The organism is Streptomyces sp. NPDC051677 (assembly GCF_044453465.1).
Taxonomy (GTDB): Bacteria; Actinomycetota; Actinomycetes; order Streptomycetales; family Streptomycetaceae; genus Streptomyces.
Genome location: NZ_JBITCT010000009.1, coordinates 110,529 through 129,587, shown reverse-complemented (window position 1 = coordinate 129,587; position 19,059 = coordinate 110,529). Strand labels below are relative to the sequence as shown.

The 19,059-nt window shown below is 70.8% G+C and carries 16 protein-coding genes and 2 pseudogenes; 11 read left to right on the top strand and 7 right to left on the bottom strand.

Translation table 11 applies throughout. The features are described from left to right. Window positions 1-7: 7 nt before the first annotated feature. Together ACIBAF_RS13165 and ACIBAF_RS13160 are read right to left on the bottom strand one after the other, a co-directional pair. On the bottom strand, window positions 8-511 hold the full coding sequence (locus tag ACIBAF_RS13165) for a TetR family transcriptional regulator (RefSeq protein WP_399463265.1): 504 nt from the start codon (window positions 509-511) through the stop codon (window positions 8-10). 82 nt (window positions 512-593) lie between these two features. After that, the gene (locus tag ACIBAF_RS13160) at window positions 594-2,102 is read right to left on the bottom strand and encodes a SulP family inorganic anion transporter (protein WP_399463264.1); all 1,509 of its coding nucleotides are present in this window, start codon (window positions 2,100-2,102) and stop codon (window positions 594-596) included. Between the two features lie 413 nt (window positions 2,103-2,515). On the opposite strand from ACIBAF_RS13160, the gene ACIBAF_RS13155 reads away from it, so the two are divergent. Both ACIBAF_RS13155 and ACIBAF_RS13150 read left to right on the top strand, forming a co-directional pair. Then, window positions 2,516-2,920, top strand: coding sequence for a MerR family transcriptional regulator (locus ACIBAF_RS13155; protein WP_399463263.1), 405 nt, complete (start codon window positions 2,516-2,518; stop codon window positions 2,918-2,920). A gap of 79 nt (window positions 2,921-2,999) precedes the next feature. Beyond that, a pseudogene (locus tag ACIBAF_RS13150) lies at window positions 3,000-3,520 on the top strand (DNA-3-methyladenine glycosylase I); the annotation flags it as partial. Window positions 3,521-3,554: 34 nt separating this feature from the next. On the opposite strand, the gene ACIBAF_RS13145 reads toward ACIBAF_RS13150, so the two are convergent. Continuing rightward, window positions 3,555-3,638 carry a hypothetical protein gene (locus tag ACIBAF_RS13145; protein ID WP_399463375.1) on the bottom strand — a complete coding sequence of 28 codons (84 nt, stop codon included), beginning with the start codon at window positions 3,636-3,638 and terminating at the stop codon, window positions 3,555-3,557. An 808-nt stretch (window positions 3,639-4,446) separates the two neighbouring features. Here ACIBAF_RS13145 and ACIBAF_RS13140 point away from each other — a divergent pair. From ACIBAF_RS13140 to ACIBAF_RS13115, 6 genes are all read left to right on the top strand, one after another. After that, on the top strand, window positions 4,447-5,508 hold the full coding sequence (locus tag ACIBAF_RS13140) for an IS110 family transposase (RefSeq protein ID WP_399463262.1): 1,062 nt from the start codon (window positions 4,447-4,449) through the stop codon (window positions 5,506-5,508). 3 nt (window positions 5,509-5,511) lie between these two features. Continuing rightward, a complete protein-coding gene (gene pcaC, locus ACIBAF_RS13135) occupies window positions 5,512-6,822 on the top strand; it encodes a 4-carboxymuconolactone decarboxylase (RefSeq protein ID WP_399463261.1) in 1,311 nt (436 codons plus the stop codon). Window positions 6,823-6,868: 46 nt separating this feature from the next. Continuing rightward, window positions 6,869-7,504, top strand: coding sequence for an MBL fold metallo-hydrolase (locus ACIBAF_RS13130; protein ID WP_399463374.1), 636 nt, complete (start codon window positions 6,869-6,871; stop codon window positions 7,502-7,504). Between the two features lie 30 nt (window positions 7,505-7,534). Further along, window positions 7,535-8,314 (top strand): exodeoxyribonuclease III, encoded by a 780-nt coding sequence (locus ACIBAF_RS13125; RefSeq protein ID WP_399463260.1) that lies wholly within the window; start codon window positions 7,535-7,537, stop codon window positions 8,312-8,314. A 61-nt stretch (window positions 8,315-8,375) separates the two neighbouring features. Next, on the top strand, window positions 8,376-8,795 hold the full coding sequence (locus tag ACIBAF_RS13120; protein ID WP_399463259.1) for a DUF6278 family protein: 420 nt from the start codon (window positions 8,376-8,378) through the stop codon (window positions 8,793-8,795). A gap of 123 nt (window positions 8,796-8,918) precedes the next feature. After that, a complete protein-coding gene (locus ACIBAF_RS13115; RefSeq protein WP_399463258.1) occupies window positions 8,919-9,695 on the top strand; it encodes an amino acid ABC transporter ATP-binding protein in 777 nt (258 codons plus the stop codon). Between the two features lie 51 nt (window positions 9,696-9,746). On the opposite strand, the gene ACIBAF_RS13110 is transcribed toward ACIBAF_RS13115, so the two are convergent. Both ACIBAF_RS13110 and ACIBAF_RS13105 read right to left on the bottom strand, forming a co-directional pair. Next, window positions 9,747-11,315: an alpha/beta fold hydrolase gene (locus ACIBAF_RS13110; protein ID WP_399463257.1), complete on the bottom strand. Its 1,569-nt coding sequence runs from the start codon at window positions 11,313-11,315 to the stop codon at window positions 9,747-9,749. A gap of 129 nt (window positions 11,316-11,444) precedes the next feature. Next, on the bottom strand, window positions 11,445-12,206 hold the full coding sequence (locus ACIBAF_RS13105) for a hypothetical protein (RefSeq protein ID WP_399463256.1): 762 nt from the start codon (window positions 12,204-12,206) through the stop codon (window positions 11,445-11,447). Between the two features lie 143 nt (window positions 12,207-12,349). Between ACIBAF_RS13105 and ggt the strand changes: the two genes are divergently transcribed. Beyond that, window positions 12,350-14,161: a gamma-glutamyltransferase gene (gene ggt, locus ACIBAF_RS13100; RefSeq protein WP_399463255.1), complete on the top strand. Its 1,812-nt coding sequence runs from the start codon at window positions 12,350-12,352 to the stop codon at window positions 14,159-14,161. Window positions 14,162-14,171: 10 nt separating this feature from the next. Here the strand turns inward: ggt and ACIBAF_RS13095 are convergent, their stop codons facing one another. Both ACIBAF_RS13095 and map read right to left on the bottom strand, forming a co-directional pair. Then, entirely contained in the window at window positions 14,172-16,721 is a 2,550-nt protein-coding gene (locus ACIBAF_RS13095; RefSeq protein ID WP_399463254.1) for an ATP-dependent Clp protease ATP-binding subunit, read from the bottom strand. 164 nt (window positions 16,722-16,885) lie between these two features. Then, a complete protein-coding gene (gene map / locus ACIBAF_RS13090; RefSeq protein WP_399463253.1) occupies window positions 16,886-17,656 on the bottom strand; it encodes a type I methionyl aminopeptidase in 771 nt (256 codons plus the stop codon). Window positions 17,657-17,688: 32 nt separating this feature from the next. Between map and ACIBAF_RS13085 the strand changes: the two genes are divergently transcribed. Continuing rightward, complete coding sequence (locus ACIBAF_RS13085; protein ID WP_079658656.1) at window positions 17,689-17,940, top strand: helix-turn-helix domain-containing protein; 252 nt, start codon at window positions 17,689-17,691, stop codon at window positions 17,938-17,940. A 143-nt stretch (window positions 17,941-18,083) separates the two neighbouring features. Further along, window positions 18,084-19,059: pseudogene (locus ACIBAF_RS13080) on the top strand (hypothetical protein); the annotation flags it as partial.

Genomic DNA, 19,059 nt, shown 5'->3' with positions numbered 1-19,059 from the left:
GGGCTCCTTACCGGCGGTGAGCGCGCCGTGCAGGAAGAGATCCACCAGCTCCTCCGTCGTCAGGGGTTGGGGTGCCCGGTCGGCCCGCCGCCATCAGCAGCATCTGGAAGGCGTCCGCGAGGCGTTCCGGCGCCAGCCGCAGACCGTCCTGCTCAGGCTCGAACAAGGCGGCCAGGGCCGCGCGCGGTGCGGCGAGCCCGGCCTCGCGGTCCGGGGAGCGTGTCTCCTTTCCGGGCTTTCCGGGCGCCGGGCGCTCCAGTCGCCCCGCGGCGGCGAGTGTGCCGGCCACGGCGCCCATGCGGGTCATGTGGCCGCGCATCGTCTCGGCCGCCTCGGCGAGGCGGGCCGCGAGGGGCTGGTCCGGGGAGATCGACTCCAGGTGGGCGACGGTGGTGTCGGGGCGAGCGGCCTCGGCCGTACAGGCGGCCGGCAGGGCGTCCTTGTCGTCGAAGACGCGGAAGATCGTGCCCTCGCCGATGCCCGCGGCGCGGGCGATCTTCGCTGTGGTCACGGAGGCGCCGTACGCGATGACGAGGGGAAGGGCCGCGGGGAGTGGCGCCTCTCTACGGCCCTCAGCGGTGCGTATTCGCCGGTCATTGGCTGCCGGTGAGTTCGCCGCTGAGCGTCTCGTGGATGCGGGCGCTGGGCTCGTTGAGTCCGACGATCTCGACGGTCTTGCCTCGCTGGGCGTACTTGGTCTCGATGGCGTCCAGTGCGGCGACGGAGGAGGCGTCCCAGATGTGCGCGGCGGACAGGTCGACGACGACCTTGTCGGGGTCGCCTGCGTAGTCGAACCGGCCGACCAGGTCGTTGGAGGAGGCGAAGAACAGTTCTCCGGTGACCCGGTAGACGACGGTGGAGTGGTCGGGGTCGGTGACGGCGGTGACTTCGGCGAGGTGGGCGACGCGCTTGGCGAAGACGACCATGGCGGTGACGGAGCCGACGACGACGCCGATGGCGAGGTTGTGGGTGGCGACCACGCACGCGACGGTGACCACCATGACGGTGATCTCCCCGGTCGGCATGCGCTTCAGCGTCTTGGGGGCGATGGAGTGCCAGTCGAAGGTGGCGAACGACACCATGACCATCACCGCGACGAGGGCGGCCATGGGGATGTCGGAGACGACCGGCCCGAAGGCGATGCACAGCACCATCAGGAACGCCCCTGCAAGGAACGTGGACAGCCGGGTGCGGGCGCCGGAGACCCGTACGTTGATCATCGTCTGGCCGATCATGGCGCAGCCGCCCATGCCGCCGAAGAAGCCGGTGACGATGTTGGCGATGCCCTGGCCGACGGACTCGCGGGTCTTGGAAGAGTGGGTGTCGGTGATGTCGTCGACCAGTTTCGCGGTCATCAGCGACTCCATCAGACCGACCAGCGCCATGGCGAACGCGTACGGGGCGATGGTGGTGAGCGTGTCCAGGGTGAACGGCACGTCCGGCAGCCCGGGAACCGGGAGCGCGGAGGGCAGGTCCCCCCTGTCGCCGACGGTCGGCACCGCGATGCCGGCGGCGACCGTGACGACGGTGAGGACGACGATGGACACCAGCGGCGCAGGGATCACCGTGGTGACCTTCGGGAAGAACACCATCAGCGCCAGCCCGGCCGCGATCAGCGGATAGACCGGCCACGGCACGTCCGTCATCTCCGGCACCTGGGCCATGAAGATGAGAATGGCGAGGGAGTTGACGAAGCCGACCATCACACTGCGCGGCACGAACCGCATCAGCTTCGCCACCCCGAGCGCGCCGAGGGCGATCTGGAAGACACCGGCCAGAATCACGGCCGCGACCAGGTAGCCGAAGCCGTGCTCACGGTTCAGCGGGGCGATGACCAGAGCGACGGCGCCGGTGGCCGCCGAGATCATGGCCGGCCGACCGCCGACCACCGCGATGGTCACGGCCATCGTGAACGAGGCGAACAGGCCGATGGCCGGATCGACCCCGGCGATGATCGAGAACGAGATCGCCTCGGGGATGAGCGCCAGGGCGACCACCAGCCCGCCCAGCACCTCGGTGCGCAGCACCTTCGGGTCGGACAACCAGGTGGGACGTCGGGAGCCACGCAGCCACGCGGCCGGGGACAGTGCGGAGGAAGACAAGAGATGAGGAACCTGTCGTTCTCGGGCGCACCCGGCATCACGGCAGGTGCGCAGGAAGGCGCGGCAGGCCGGGCGGCACGGCCACGAAGTCCGCGAGCGGCGGACCGAAGTCAACGGGCGGCAGAGCAGCGACCCGCGACGGAATCGGGCGCTGCGTGGGGGCGAAGGGTCACGGCGGGCAGGCGGCGGCGCCGGGCATCATGGGCATGCGCACGCTCTCTCCTGCGGACTGCGGTCTTCGCCGGGGGCTTCGTCGGCCCCGACACGGCTGACGGTCACGGGACGGCATCCCGCACCAGTGGGAACTGGCAAGGCGGGCCGATCCGACACCGAGGCAACTCTACCCTAACGTTAGAGTAGGGATCGGCGGCGGCCGCCCGCAGCCGTGGCGAGAGACGAGGAAGGTACCCCGCGTGAGCAGCGAGCACATGCAGATCGGCGAGGTCGCCGCACGGACCGAGTTGTCGCTGCGTACCATCCGGCACTACGAGGAGACCGGCCTCGTCATCCCCTCCGCCCGCTCCCAGGGCGGCTTCCGTCTCTACACCGATGCCGATGTCGCCCGCCTGATGGTCATTCGCCGCATGAAGCCCCTCGGCTTCACCCTCGACGAAATGCGCGCCCTGCTCGAAGCCACCGACCGCCTCGACTCGGGCGAGGAACTGCCGCCCGAGCAGCGCGAGGCACTGCTGGACCGGATACGGGACTTCGAACAGGCCGCCCAGCAGCGGGTCGAGGACCTGCGCACCCAGCTGTCCCGGGCGGAGGAGTTCGCGGCCACGCTGGCCCAGCGACTCACTCGTCCTTCCACCGGCTGACAGCCGCCACGCGGACCACCCCGAAACCCACCGCCGGGCACGACCCCTCTTGGCGAGTGAGATCCGCGAACTCCCTACGGTGCACGACAGGCTGGTCGTCGCGCCGGCCCGCGAAGCGGACATCGACGTCGTTGCCGGCACCCGAGACGTGGGCGGAGGCCCGCCGTGGCTCGCCTGGTGGTCCGGTAATGCTTTACCAGGGGCTTACATACACGCAGCGGGCACAAGTCGATCCGCTGCGCTGGAGGGATTCCAGTCCGGCCTGAGCTGGCGCACGATCCTGGCCAAGCGGGAGGACTTCCGGTGCGCGTTCGCCGGTTCGACCTCCACGCCGTGGCTGACTTCGACGAGGCCGACGTCGAGCGGCTGCTCGGCGACAGCGGGATCGTCCGGCACCGTGGCAAGATCGAGGCCGTCATCGACAACGCCCGAAGGGCCATCGAGCTCCAGGACGAAGCCGGCTCGCTGGCGGCGTTCTTCTGGCGCCACCAACCGGACCCGGACAAGGTCGATCCCTCGCAGACCGTATCGACCTCGCCTCCCTCGGTCGCCTTGTCGACGGAACTGAAGAAGCGCGGCTGGAAGTTCATCGGACCGACGAGCGTGTTCGCGTTCATGCAGGCCATGGGACTGGTCAACGACCACGCCACCGACTGTGCCACTCGGCCCCTGGCGGCCATGGGTGGGGGTGATACCAGGCCGCGTCCGGGTTTTCCATCCCGTCGACGGTGAGCGTGAAGTAGCGGGCGACCCCCTTTCAGGGGCACAGCGACCTGGTGGAGCTGCCGCTCAGCTATTCCTGGCGCACCCGGACGCGACGAGTTGCTGGGTCAGGACCCGGAGGTCGTCGCGTTCGGCGCGGACGCGTGCCAGGTCGTCCTCCAGCTTGCGGCGCCGGGTTTGGTCGGCTTCACCGGCCTGGCTGGGGACCGTCTGCAGGGTTTTGACGAGGCGCTGAACAGGTCTATGAGGCGGGCCGGCGGTGCCCGCTACATGTCTTGTGGACAGCCGTGTATCAGGAAGAGGGCTCCAAGCCGTTCGTGCCATGGTCGATGAAGGGCGACGGTGGGGCAGGCCGGACGGCTGTCCGTCATTGCTGGTCACGAGTGGGCGGGGAGTCAACTCATTCTCGGCATGCTCTGGCCAGGTTGAGCACTGGTTCGTGCGAAGCCATCCGGCTGTGGTCGGGAGGTGCCGTTGTGCCGGGATCGATGGGACGGTTGCGCGATGCCGTCCCGGACGGGGGTCCGACTCATGAGATCTATGACCGACGTGTCCAGTCACGGGCATGTCGACTGTCGTTGCGGGATGGCGCTTGCTGGTACCGAGCCACAGGGCGTGTCCCGATAGACATCTCGGGGCCTTGCCGAGTTCAGGCGCCATCACGGTTCAGACCGCCCGAGCGGGCCGGTGCCATCCACCCAGCACGTCACCACGCGGGAGGCGAACCACCCATGACGGCCAGAGAGCGCAGCACCTCCTCCTCCAGCACGGATCCTCCCGTTCCGGGCGAGGTCGTCCTGGGCGTGGACACGCACGGCGAGGTTCATGTTGCCGCTGTGGTCTCCCCGCTGGGGAAGGTCCTGGGCGCCGAGTCCTTTCCGGCCACGGCGGTCGGCTACCGTCGGCTGTTCGTCTGGGCCCGCAAGTTGGGGACGGTGCGCCGGGCCGGTGTGGAGGGTACCGGCACCTTCGGTGCGGGCCTGTCCCGCTACCTGCTGGCGCAGCAAGTTCAGGTGTTCGAGGTGAACCGGCCCGACCGCTCGGCCCGCCGTCTGCTCGGGAAGTCGGACCCGCTCGATGCGCAGGCTGCTGCGCGGGCTGTGCTCAGTGGTCGCGCCCGAGCGCGGGCCAAAACCGGCGACGGTCCGGTGCAGAGCGCCCGGATGTTCAAACTCGCCAAGGACTCCGCGGTCAAGGCCCGCACCCAGGCGATCGACCAGCTCAAGGCCGTCCTGGTCGTAGCGGAACCGGCTCTGCGGGAGCGGCTGTCCGCCCTGGGTAACCGCGAGCTGTTCCGCACCTGCGCGTGCCTCGGCCCGCTCGACGGCGAAGACGGCGAGGGCGAGGATGCCGTGACGCAGGCCACCCGCATCACCCTGAGCCTGCTGGCCCAGCGCATTGAGCAACTCACCGGGCAGATCGATGAGCTGAATCGACGCCTGACCCGGCTCGTCGAACGCCACGCCCCGCAGCTGCTCACACCGGTGGGCATCGGCCCGGACAGCGCCGTCACCTTGCTGATCACCATGGGAGACAACCCCGACCGGCTGAACACCGAGGCGTCCTTTGCTGCCCTTTGCGGAGTCAGCCCCATCGAGTACTCCTCGGGCCGGCGGAGCACGCGCCGGCTCAACCACGGCGGCGACCGCCAGGCGAACGCCGCCTGCACCGCATCGTCTTCACCCGCCTGCGCCACGACCCACGCACCCAGGCGCACTACGAACGCCGCACCCAGGAAGGCAAGACCCGACGCGAAATCATCCGATGTCTCAAGCGATATGCCGCCCGCGAGGTCTTCAACTGGTCAGACCGGTTACCCGCATCCCCGCGTCATAGGGGCGTCCGTGATACGTGAGAGAGTCTGAGGCGTGAGTGAGACACCGTCGAACACCCTGCAATACCGCTTTGACGGGCCAGAAGAGGCTCCCGTCCTGATCCTGGGCCCCTCACTGGGTACCACATGGCACATGTGGGACCGGCAGGTTCCCGAACTGGCCCAGCAATGGCGGGTGTTCCGGTTCGACCTGCCGGGCCACGGCGGGGCCCCCGCCTACCCGGCGGGCTCGGTCTCCGACCTCGCCGACCGCCTCCTCGCCACACTCGACGCGCTCGGGGTGCAGCGCTTCGGCTACGCGGGCTGTGCGTTCGGCGGCGCGGTCGGCGTGGAGCTGGCCCTGCGGCACCCGGAGCGCGTCGCCTCGCTCGCGCTGATCGCGGCCTCCCCGCGGTTCGGCACGGCCGACGAGTTCCGCCAGCGTGGCGTGATAGTCCGCACGAACGGCCTCGACCCCATCGCCCGCACCTCGCCCGACCGCTGGTTCACCAGCGGCTTCGCGGCCGCGCAGCCCGCGATCACCGAGTGGGCGGTGCAGATGGTGCGTACCACCGACCCCGGCTGCTACATCGCGGCCTGCGAGGCCCTCGCCGCGTTCGACGTACGGGCCGAGATCGGTCGCGTCGGCGTGCCGACGCTCGTCCTCGTCGGCTCGGACGACCAGGTCACCGGCCCCGCCGAGGCGCGCACCCTGGTCGCCGGCATCCCCGACGCCCGCCTGGCCGTCGTCCCGGGGGCCTCGCACCTGGTCCCCGTCGAGCAGCCCGCCGCCGTCACCGACCTGCTGGTCCGCCACTTCTCCACCGCCTGGCAGCCCGCCTACGACTCCGGCACCGGACAGACGGCCATCCCCGGCGTCCCCGTCAGAGCCGTCCTGACCGCCCCCCAGCAGCCTCCGCAGCCCATCGCCATCGCGGAGATCGCGCCCGCCCCCGTCGCCGAGCCGCCGCAGGTCATGGGCCGCCCCGATCCGTACGACGCCGGACTGAAGGTGCGCCGGGAGGTCCTCGGCGACGCCCATGTCGACCGGGCGCTGTCGCAGGCCGACGAGTTCTCCGGGGACTTCCAGGAGTTCATCACCCGCTATGCCTGGGGCGAGATCTGGGACCGCCCCGGCCTCGACCGGCGCTCCCGCTCCTGCGTCACGCTCACCGCGCTGGTCGCCGGCGGCCATCTGGAGGAGCTCGCCTTCCACACCCGCGCCGCCCTGCGCAACGGCCTCACCCCCGACGAGATCAAGGAAGTGCTGCTCCAGGCGGCCGTCTACTGCGGCGTACCGGCGGCGAACAGCGCGTTCAAGGTGGCGCAGCAGGTCATCCGCGAGGAGACCACCCCCACCGAGTGAGCCCCGCCGCCGGCGCCGAGGCAGGATGGACGCCATGACGACGGATCTGTTGCTCACGAAGAAGTTCCACGCGTGCGTGCGCCTGGAGAAGGAGGGGCGCACGCTCGTCCTCGACCCCGGCGGGTTCGGCGAGGAGGACGCGGCGGTCGGCGCGGACGCCGTCCTGGTCACGCACGAGCACCCCGACCACTTCCACGAGGGTCGGTTGCGCGCGGCCATGGAGGCGAACCCGGCCGCCGAGATCTGGACGCTGAGGGCGGTCGCCGAGAAGATCTCCGCGGCCTTCCCCGGCCGCGTCCACACCGTCGGCCACGGCGACGCGTTCACCGCCGCGGGCTTCGACGTCCAGGTCCACGGCGAGCTGCACGCCGTCATCCACCCGGACATCCCGCGCATCACCAACGTCGGCTACCTGATCGACGACGGCCGCGTCTTCCACCCCGGCGACGCCCTCACCGTCCCCGACCGCGCCGTCGAGACGCTGATGCTCCCGGTGATGGCCCCCTGGAGCAAGATCTCCGAGGTCATCGACTACGTCCGTGAGGTGAAGCCGCAGCGCGCCTACGACATCCACGACGCCCTTCTCACCGACCTCGCCCGCCCGATCTACGACAACCAGATCGGCTCCCTCGGCGGCTCGCGGCACCTGCGGCTGACGCCCGGGGAGACCGCACTCCTGTGAGTGTCGGACCTGCCGGGTAGGTTGTGAGACATGCGCATCGCGACCTGGAACGTCAACTCGATCACCGCCCGCCTGCCGAGGCTCCTGGCCTGGCTGGAGAGCAGCGGCACCGATGTGCTCTGCCTCCAGGAGGCCAAGGTCGCCGAGGAGCAGTTCCCCCTCGACCAGCTGCGCGAACGGGGCTACGAGGCAGCAGTCCACGCCACGGGCCGGTGGAACGGCGTGGCGGTGATCTCCCGCGTCGGCCTCGCGGACGTCGTCAAGGGCCTGCCCGGCGATCCCGGCTACGACGGCGCGCCGGAGCCCCGCGCCATCTCGGCGACCTGCGGCCCGGTCCGCGTCTGGTCGGTGTACGTGCCGAACGGCCGCGAGGTCGACCACCCGCACTACGCCTACAAGCTCCAGTGGTTCGAGGCCCTCAAGGCGGCCGTCGCGGGCGACGCGGCGGGCAGCCGGCCCTTCGCGGTGATGGGCGACTACAACGTGGCGCCGACCGACGACGACGTCTACGACGTGGCCGCGTTCGAGGGACTCACCCATGTCACCCCGGCCGAGCGCGCCGCCCTGGCCGCCCTGCGCGAGGCCGGCCTGTCGGACGTCGTCCCGCGCCCCCTGAAGTACGAGCACCCCTTCACGTACTGGGACTACCGCCAGCTCTGCTTCCCCAAGAACCGCGGCATGCGCATCGACCTGGTGTACGGCAACGAGCCGTTCGCCAAGGCCGTCAAGGACTCCTACGTCGACCGCGAGGAACGCAAGGGCAAGGGCGCCTCGGACCACGCGCCGGTCGTCGTCGACCTCGACGTGTAGGTCCCAGGGAGGGCCAGCGCGCCTGTGGTGCACATGCCGGTGCCGGTGTCACGCTGGGCTTATGAACATCCCTTTCCTGGGCAACAGGAGCAAGAAGTACCGTGCGGCGGTGCTGGCCGAGGACCCCGAGGGGATCGCCGAACTCCTCTCCGAATGTGAGCTGTTGCGTTCCCATGCGGCCCGGGAGGGGATCGGACTCGACGACACGGCCGCCTCGTTGGAGGCCCTGGACCAGCTCCCGCCGCGCTGGCGCGACGACGAGGACGGCCTCCCGTGGTTCGGCCACGACGCCGGGCTCTATCTGGGCACCGTCGTCGTGCGCACCGTGCCGGGCGCCGCGTGGGCGATCCGGCCCGGCGGCGAGCCGGTCCTCAAGCTGGAGTCCGGCCGGGAGGTCGACGTGGTCACCGCGGGACACGAGTGGGCCGCGAGCGGCACTCCCGAACTGTCCCAGCTGTACGCGGAGGTGTCAGAGAACTGACTATGTGGAGTAAATACGGCTAATGGCCGAAAAGTGCGTGTCGTGTCTTAACTCCGGTCTTATGTGGATAGTTTGCGGCAGCCACGACAACCACGACACAGCTGAGAGTGAGTAGGGCTGCGCATGGCCGTCGATCCGTTGATCGAGCTGCGTGACGTCAACAAGTACTTCGGGGAGCTGCATGTCCTGCAGGACGTCAACCTCACCGTCGGCAGGGGGGAGGTGGTCGTGGTGATCGGCCCTTCGGGGTCGGGAAAGTCGACACTGTGCCGCGCGATCAACCGGCTGGAGCCGATCCAGTCCGGCTCGATCACACTCGACGGACAGCCGCTGCCCGAGGAGGGCAAGAGCCTGGCGAGGCTCCGGTCGGAAGTCGGCATGGTCTTCCAGTCCTTCAACCTCTTCGCCCACAAGACGGTCCTGCAGAACATCTCGCCGGGCCAGGTGAAGGTGCGCAAACGCGGCAAGGACGACGCCGACCGGCGCTCCCGTGAACTGCTGGACCGCGTGGGCCTCGCCGACCAGGCCGACAAGTTCCCGGCGCAGCTCTCCGGCGGTCAGCAGCTGGGGGTACCTCCCAGGCCGTTCAGGCACTGGGGGAGGGTGGCCATCGCCCGCGCCCTCGCCATGGACCCCAAGGCGCTCCTCTTCGACGAGCCCACCTCCGCCCTGGACCCGGAGATGATCAACGAGGTCCTCGAGGTGATGCGGCAACTGGCCCGTGACGGCATGACCATGGTCGTGGTCACCCACGAGATGGGCTTCGCGCGTTCGGCCGCCAACCGCGTGGTCTTCATGGCCGACGGCCGCATCGTCGAGGACCGTACCCCCGAGGAGTTCTTCACCGCCCCGCGCAGCGACCGCGCCAAGAACTTCCTCTCCAAGATCCTCAAGCACTGACCCCGACCTGCGGCAGCCACCGAGCCCACCCGCCCCGGCAACGGCCGGAGATCACTGCTCGCGCAGCGGAATCGACACGTACGACGGGTCGTCTCCCGGCGAGGAGAAGGTCAGCCGCGCGCCGGACGGGTTGTGCTCGATGTAGAGCGGGTCGACCGTGTCGACGACCAGGGCGAGCCGATGCCCTGCCGGGACGTCGTAGGCCGTGGAGAACAGGTCCAGGTCGAGGCGGAACGGCTTGCCGGGCGTGCGCCCGTGGAAGGTGTACGGCGCGTTGCTGACCAGCTTGCCGAGGCCGAGCGGCCCCACGTCGTACAGGTAGGCGACGAGGGTGCCGCTCTCCTCGGTAGCGGTGACGGTGGTGTGCAACTGCGCAGTGCCACGCACCCGTTGGGCCGTCGCATACTTCTCCGACTGCCATACGGCGGCCCAGCGGCGGGGGAGCAGGGGGATGGACGCCACCGGGGGGAGCTTCGCTGCCTGGTCGAGGATGCTGGACAGGAAGACGACTCCGGCGTCCGCGCCCGAGTCCACGTTGGTGTGGACGGTGGTCGTGCCCGCGAGGGCGATCTTCTTACGGGTGGCGGTCGCCGACTTCCAGTCCGGATAACCCTCGTAACCGCTGGTGGAACGGGACTTCAGCCGGACCGGCTGTTCCCGGTCGACGCCGTTGTCCTCGCCCTTGAGGTAATGGTCGAACCAGCGCTCGGTGTCGGTCCACACGTCGTTGGGCAGCCCGAGCAGTCCGGTGATCTCGGGGGTCGCGTGGTCGCCGGGGCGGAACTCCAGGCGCTTGGGGACGGTCAGCTTCTCGTAGAAGTCGGCGGTCTGGTTGGGCGGGAAGACCGTGTCGCCCCAGGCGCCGGCGAGCATGATCGCCGCACCGTTCTGGTTGAGCCGGTCCAGGTAGGTCGCGGCGGAACGTTTCCGCCCCCACTCGATCATGGCTTGTTCCCGGGACAGGTCGGAGGCGAAGAAGTCCGAGAAGACCTGCTGGGACTCGGCGCTGACCCGGCCGGTGACCGTGCCCACGGTGTCGAGCAGGGCCGCGGCCTGGGCGTGCTGGGTGCGACCCGAGTAGATCGAGTCGATCAGGTCCGCCCATCCGCTGAGCGAGGCGACCGCCTTGATACGCCGGTCGTGCGCGGCGGCGAGCAGGCTGATGCCGGCGCCGTAGGAGACGCCCGCCATGCCGACCTTCTTCGGGTCGCTCGGGGTGTGGGCGAGCGCCCAGTCGACGACCTTGGCGGCGTCGGCCACGTCGGGCGGGCCCGCCACCTCGATCTCGCCGCCGGACTGCCAGAAGCCCCGCACGTTGTAACTGAGCACGACATAACCGGTGTCGGCGAGCTTGTGGGCCTGGGCGAGGTACTGGACCTGTGGGAAGCCCCAGGCCGTGGGCAGCACGATCAGCGGGTAACGGCGTTGTCCGTCGGCGCCCGCAGGAGTGACGACGTTGGCCTTGAGGACGGTCCCGCCGTCCCCGGCGATGTCGACGAAGCGGACGTCGTTCGCCGTCGCCTGCGCGGCGGGGGCCAGTGCGAGGACGCCGCCGGCGACCAGGGACGCAGAGACGGCGCCCACGGCGGTCGTGCGCAGGGCCTTGCGGTGCTGTCCCACGGTTCACTCCTCGACGTGCCCCTTGCAAAGTGAACCGACGGTAACCGCGTTTCCAGGCCGAGGTAACCCGCCAGTAAGTTACGTGGGAGTAACGATTGTTGTGCTGTGCACCCGCTTGCCGAAAGGCACTCAGGACGCACGGTGTGAGCTGCGCGAGGTCACCTCCTGGGACGGCAGCGGCGCCTGGGCCGCCCGGGTCACGTCGGCGACCAGATCCACCACATCCGGGCCGTACGCCTGCGAGTTGACCACCTTCAGCAACAACACGAACGAGTTGTTCCCGTGTTTGCGGGCCAGCCGCTCGTGGTTGCGGGCGAGATAGCGGGTGGCGGCCTGGTTGGTGATCGCGCGCTGACCGCAGAAGAGGAACACCGGCCGCATGTCACGCCGCCCGCCCGCGGTGAGCCGGGCCAGCAGCACGTACTCCGTGATCCCCGCCTCCAGCCGGTAACGCTCGGGTCCGATCTGGAACGCCCCCCGGTCCGGCCCCGGTTCGGGGTCCACGTTGACGCGCACCCCCGGCAGCATCGCCGCCATGTGCGCCATCATGCGCCGGTTGGAGGCGGGGCCGCCCACGCAGAACTCGGTGCGCTCGCCGAAACCCTGCTGGGCGGTGTCCTGGGTGATCACCTGGACGTTGGCGCCGCAGTCCTTGATCAGCGCGGAGAGCTCCAGCAGCGCGAAGACGTCGAAGCGGTGCACCGCGGGCTCGGAGGACGCCGGGTCGCGGTTGACGACCAGCAGGGTCTCCGAGTTCTCCGGCAGCCCGAAGAACGCCTGCTTGCGCCGCAGTCTGCGCCGCCACAGGTACGTACGGGCGAGCCAGCCGAACGCGGCGCTGATGCCGGCGGCGACCACGCCCAGGACGATGTTGCGCACGTCGTCGTTCATGGGCGCGCATGGTAGCGGGCGAGCATGACCGCTACGTACCCGTGTTCGAGGTGTGGCAGTCGTATGACAGTGCCCGGAAGGAGGCTGTCGAGCCCCCGCGAATGTGGTTACGCTGCGCGGACGGTCCCCGACTGGAGGTACGGATGCGTCGCCCTGTCGCGCGGAAACTGTCGGTCCTGGCGGTCTCGGCCGCCGTGGTCACGGTGGGGGCGGCAGCGCCACCCGCCCCCCAGAGAACGGCCGTTGAGAAGGTCCCGGTCGCCGTCGGCTACGGCGGCGCCGTAGCCAGCGTCGACGCGGACGCCTCCGCGGCCGGCATCGAGGTGCTGAGGAAGGGCGGCAACGCCGTCGACGCGGCCGTCGCCACCGCCGCCGCCCTCGGCGTCACCGAGCCCTACTCCTCCGGCGTCGGCGGAGGCGGCTACTTCGTCTACTACGACGCCAAGTCCCGCACGGTGCACACCATCGACGGCCGCGAGACCGCGCCGCTGACGGCGGACTCCGGTCTCTTCCTGGAGAACGGCAAGCCGCTCGCCTTCGCGGACGCCGTCAGCAGCGGCCTCAGCGTCGGCACGCCGGGCACGCCGGCCACCTGGGCCACAGCGCTGGGCAAGTGGGGCAGCGAACGGCTCGGCACGGTCCTGAAGCCCGCCGAGCGCATCGCCCGCGACGGCTTCACCGTCGACGACACCTTCCGCACCCAGACCGCCGCCAACGAGACCCGCTTCCGCTACTTCCCCGACACGGCGAAGCTGTTCCTGCCGGGCGGCCGGCTCCCCGTCGTGGGCTCCACGTTCAAGAACCCCGACCTCGCGAAGACCTACGAGGAGCTCGGCCGGAAGGGCGTCGACGCGATCTACCGGGGCGGCCTCGGCAAGGACATCGTCGACACCGTCAACCACCCGCCCGTGGAGCCGGGTTCGGGCTGGAAAGCCCGTCCCGGCGACCTGTCCGCCAAGGATCTCGCGGCCTACCGCGCCAAACTCCAGGCGCCGACGAGGACTTCGTACCGCGGACTGGGCGTCTACTCCATCGCGCCCTCCTCCTCGGGCGGCACGACGGTCGGCGAGGCCCTCAACATCCTTGAGAAGACGGACCTTTCGAAGGCGAGCGAGGCGCAGTACCTGCATCACTTCATCGAGGCGAGCAGGATCGCGTTCGCCGACCGGGGACGCTGGGTCGGCGACCCCGCCTTCGAGGACGTGCCCACGAAGCAGCTGCTGTCGCAGAAGTACGCCGACTCGCGCGCGTGCCTCATCAAGGACGACGCGGTCCTCACCAGCCCCGTGGCGCCCGGCGACCCGCGCCGTCCGGCCGCCTGCAGCACCGGCGGCACGGCTGCGCCGACGACGTACGAGGGCGAGAACACCACCCACCTGACCGTCGCCGACAAGTGGGGCAACGTCGTCTCCTACACGCTGACCATCGAGCAGACCGGCGGCAGCGCCATCACCGTCCCCGGCCGCGGCTTCATCCTCAACAACGAGCTGACGGACTTCTCCTTCGCCCCCGCCAACCCGGCCGTCCACGACCCGAACCTGCCGGGTCCGGGCAAGCGGCCGCGCTCGTCGATCTCGCCGACGATCGTGCTGGACGGGCACAACAAGCCCGTGGTGGCGCTGGGTTCGCCCGGCGGCGCGACCATCATCACCACCGTGCTGCAGACCCTGACCGAGTTCCTCGACCGCGGCCTGCCGCTCGTCGACGCCATCGCCGCCCCGCGCGCCAGCCAACGCAACGCCGCACAGACGGAGTTGGAGCCCGCGCTCTACAACGACGCCGGCCCGGACAGCCTGCGGGCGCAGCTGGAGGCCATCGGCCACTCCTTCAAGCTCAACCCCGAGATCGGCGCCGCGACGGGCGTGCAGCGGCTGCCGAACGGCAAGTGGCTGGCCGCCGCCGAGACCGTACGGCGCGGCGGCGGCTCCGCGCAGGTGGTGCACCCGGCGCCGTAGCGACCGGAGTTCAGAGCTCGGCGGTGGGAACGGGCGGCGGCGTGCGGAACGCGAGCCGTCCGTCCTCCACCTCCACCCGCACCCGGTCGCCCTCCTTGACCCGCCCGTCGAGCAACAGCCGCGAGAGCTCGTTGTCGACCTCTCGCTGGATGGTGCGGCGCAGCGGGCGCGCGCCGTACTCGGGCTGGTAGCCGCGCTCGGCGAGCCAGTCGACGGCCGCGCCGCCGAACTCGACCGTGATGCCCTGCGCCTGCACCAGTTGACGCGTCTTCTCCAGAATCAGGTCGGTGATCTGCCGCAGTTGCTCACTCGTGAGCTGACGGAAGACGACGATCTCGTCGATCCGGTTGAGGAACTCCGGCCGGAAGTGCTCGCGCAGCGGACGCAGGATCTGCTCGCGCCGCGCCTCCTCGTCGGCGTCCGTGCCGCCCGACCCGAACCCGATGCCGGCGCCGCGCCGGGTGATCGCCTCCGAGCCCAGGTTGCTGGTCATCACGATCACCGTGTTGGTGAAGTCCACCGTGCGGCCCTGGGAGTCGGTGAGCCGGCCGTCGTCGAGGACCTGCAGCAGGATGTTGAAGACGTCCGGGTGCGCCTTCTCCACCTCGTCGAGCAGGAGCAGCGAGTACGGATGACGGCGGACGACCTCCGTCAGCTGCCCGGCCTCCTCGTGGCCGACGTAGCCGGGCGGGGCGCCCACCAGACGGCTCACGGTGTGCCGCTCCTGGTACTCGCTCATGTCGAGCCGCACCATGCGTTCCTCGCTGCTGAAGAGCGCCTCGGCGAGCGCGCGGGCCAGTTCCGTCTTGCCGACGCCGGTCGGGCCGAGGAAGAGGAAGCTGCCGATCGGCCGGTCCGGGCTCGCGAGCCCGGCGCGCGAGCGCAGCACCGCGTCCGCGACGACCCGTACCGCCTCCTGCTGGCCGACGACGCGCTCGTGCAGATGCTCCTCCAGAGCGAGCAGACGGTCCTTCTCCTCCTGGGTGAGGCTGGCGACCGGGATGCCGGTCTGCCGGGACACCACCTCGGCGACGGCCTCCGCGGTGACCTTGAGATCACAGCCCTCGTCGGCCGCGTCCTCACCGCTGGCGTCCGCGATCCGCTGCTTCAACTCAACGATGCGGTCTCGTAGTTGGGTGGCCTGCTCGTACTGTTCGTCCGCGGCCGCCTGGTCCTTGTCGCGGGCGAGCTGCTCCACCTCGCGCTCCATGGCCCGTACGTCCGTGCCCTTCGTGCGGGCGCCGAGGCGCACCCGGGCGCCGGCCTGGTCGATCAGGTCGATCGCCTTGTCGGGCAGCCTGCGGTCGGTGAGATAGCGGTCGGACAGCTCCACGGCCGCGACGAGCGCCTCGTCCGTGTAGCGGACCTGGTGGTGGGCCTCGTAACGGTCGCGCAGCCCGCGCAGGATCTCCAGCGCGTCGGCGACGGACGGCTCCGGGACGAGGATCGGCTGGAAACGGCGGGCCAGCGCCGCGTCCTTCTCGATCCGCCGGAACTCCTCCAGCGTCGTCGCGCCCACGATGTGCAGCTCGCCGCGGGCCAGGGCCGGCTTGAGGATGTTTCCGGCGTCCATCGAACCGCCCTCGCCGCCTCCGCCCGCGCCGACGACCGTGTGCAGTTCGTCGATGAAGACGATCAGCCGGTCGGAGTGCGCGCGGATCTCGTCGACGATGGTGTTCAGCCGCTCCTCGAAATCGCCGCGGTAACGCGTTCCCGCGACCACGCCGGTCAGGTCCAGGGCGACCACGCGCCGCGCGACCAGGGTGTCCGGTACGTCGCCCTCCGCGATCCGCTGGGCCAGCCCCTCCACGATCGCGGTCTTGCCGACGCCCGCGTCGCCGATCAGCACCGGGTTGTTCTTGCCCCGCCGCGAGAGCACCTCGATGGTCTGTTCGATCTCGTCGTCCCGGCCGATCACCGGGTCGATCCGGCCCTCGCGGGCCAGCTCGGTCAGATCACGGCCGTACTTGTCGAGCGTGGGCGTGTCGGTGGACCGCTGCCGCTCCGCGGTGCGGGTCGCCTGGGCGGCGTCCGGGGGTTCGGGCGGCAGGCCCGCGGCGGCGAAGCGGGCCGCGTTGAGGATGTGTCCGGCCGCCGAGTCCGGGTTCGCGGCGAGGGCGCTGAGCACGTGCTCCGGGCCGATGTGCCCCGCGCCGCGGGAGCGGGCCAGGTCGTGGGCGTCCAGCAGGGCGCGCTTGGCGGCCGGGGTCAGGGCCAGCGAGGTGGGCGGCGGGGCCTCGCCCGGCGGGTGCTGGACCGGGCCCGAGCGCTCGTCGATCTCCGTCGCGAGGGAGTCGGGGTCGGCGCCGGCCCGGCTGAGCAGACTGCGCGTCGGCTCCGCGGAGAGGGCCGCGCGCAGCAGGTGCTCGGTGTCCAGGTCCCGGCTGCCGTGCTCGGCCGCGTACTGGGCCGCGCCGCGGACCAGGTCCCTCGCGGGCCGGCTGAGGAGCTGGCCCATGTTGATCTGGCGGGGGCCGGGGCGGGGCCCGCCGAAGAAGCGGGCCAGGAATTCACCGAAGGGGTCGCCGTAGCCCTCCGGGCTGGTGAAGCCGCTGGTCATGGCGTTCCGTTCGATCGAGGTACCGTTCGGACGCGGGTGCCCTTGCCGTGCGGCGCTACACCTGTGTGGTTGGGCAGGGGCCCGTAGACCACCATGGCACGTTCCCTGGGGCGGGGCATGTCCTGAGCGCGTGGCAGCCCCGCGGCCCCGGAAGGCCCGCCGCCCTACCGCCTCTCGGTCAGGACTCTGGGGCCTGCCTCCGTGATCGCCACCGTGTGTTCCGTATGGGCTGCTCTTGACCCGTCGTTCGTTCGGAGGGTCCAGCCGTCCGGGGCCGCGTGGTAGTCGTCCCTGCCGCCGGCGATCAGCATCGGTTCGATCGCGATGACCATGCCATGGCGCAGGGGGAGGCCGCGGTGCGGGCGGCCCTCGTTGGGGATCGCCGGGTCCTCGTGCATGTGGCGGCCCACGCCGTGGCCGCCGAAGTCGTCCATGATGCCGTAGCCCGCCGCCCGGCACACCGTGCCGATCGCGTGCGCGATGTCGCCGACGCGGTTGCCGACGACGGCCGCCTCGATGCCCGCCGCGAGGGCGCGCTCGGCCGTCTCGATCAGCCGGACGTCCGCCGGGCGCGCCCTTCCGACGGTGAAGCTGATCGCGGAGTCGCCGACCCAGCCGTTCAGCTCGGCGCCGAAGTCGACGGAGAGCAGGTCGCCGTCGCGCAGCCGGTAGCGGGTGGGGATGCCGTGCACGATCGCGTCGTTCACGGATGCGCAGATCACCCCCGGGAAGGGCGTCGGCGCGAAGGACGGGCGGTAGCCGAGGAACGGTGACGTCGCCCCCGCCCCCCGCAGCGTCTCATGGGCCAGCTCGTCCAGCTCCAGCAGGGATACGCCCACGTCGGCGGCCTTGCGCACGGCCGTCAGAGCCCGTGCGACGACCTGTCCGGCCTCGTACATGGCGTCGATCGACGTGTCTGTCTTCAGCTCCATCATGCCAATTACTATACCGGTATTAGAATGACGGCATGGTGCGTACCCCCCTTACTCCGGAAGAGCGCGAACGCGGCGAGCGGCTCGGGCGGTTGCTGCGCGAGGCGCGCGGCGGCCGGAGCATGACCGAGATCGCGGCCAGCGCGGGCATCTCCGCCGAGACCCTCCGCAAGATCGAGACCGGCCGAGCGCCCACCCCGGCGTTCTTCACGGTCGCCGCGCTCGCCCGGGTGCTCGGCCTGTCGATGGACGAACTGGCGGGGCTGTGCGCGCTCGCCCCGGTATGACGCCCGGCGCCCGCCGTCGGGCACGGGTCAAGATCGCGCAAACGACGCCGTCGCGTCCGCTTCGAAAACTTGCCGTAGCCCAGCTGTAACACGACTGGTGTTTTCTACGAACCGGAATGTTCCGGTCGGGCGGGAGTCGAGCGATGGATGTGCATCAACTCCCGAGCGGGGTGCGGGAGTTCGCGAGCCACCTGAGTGCACTGCTGGCGCGCCTGGATCAGGGCGCCGGCTGGTGCGCCGTGTTCTGGCAACGCGATCCCGACGGTATGCAGGCCTGCCTCGACGGACGTGAGGTGCCGCCCCGGGACGTGGTCGAGGCGGTGCTCCAGGATGTCGCCGCCGCGTACGGCACCGAGGCCGCCGTGCAGGAGGCGGAACGCGTCCGGCCCCTGCACGCCGCCGCGCTCGCCGCCCACGACGCCCGACCCGGCGGCCGCGACGCCCTCGGGGACCGGCTCGACGTCATGCTCCGCGAACAGCGCTACGCCGCGGAACGGCTGGCCGACCTGAGCCGCCGGCTCGCCTCCGCGGCCACCCACGACCAGGCCGAGGCCATCCGCCTCGACCTCGCCTGGGCCCACGACGACCACGAACGAGCCACCGCCCGATGCGCCGAACTCCGCTACCGCATGGCCGAGTTGGACCGCCTCCCGACCTCCGCCCCCACCACCGACCCATACGACACCCGCACGGCGCACCGCGCCGCTGAACGCGCAGCGGGCCCTGCGGGCGATGTGTACGACCCGCGGGCCGGGCATCGGGGTGCCGAGGCCGCGGTGGGCCCCATGGGCGGCGCATACGACGCCCGGGCGGGGCGTCGCGGGGTGGAGCCGGCGGCGGGTTCTGCGGGCGATGTGTACGACCCGCGGGCCGGGCATCGGGGTGCCGGGGCAGCAGCGGGCTCAATGGGTGGTGCATACGACGCCGGGGCGGGGCGTCGTGGTGTGGGGTCGGCGGCGGGTTCTGCGGGGGATGTGGATGACGCCGGGGCCGGTTACCGCGGTGTCGTCCCCGAGGCGGGCCCTGCGGGCGATGTGTACGACCCGCGGGCCGGGCATCGGGGTGCCGGGGCAGCAGCGGGCTCAATGGGTGGTGCATACGACGCCGGGGCGGGGCGTC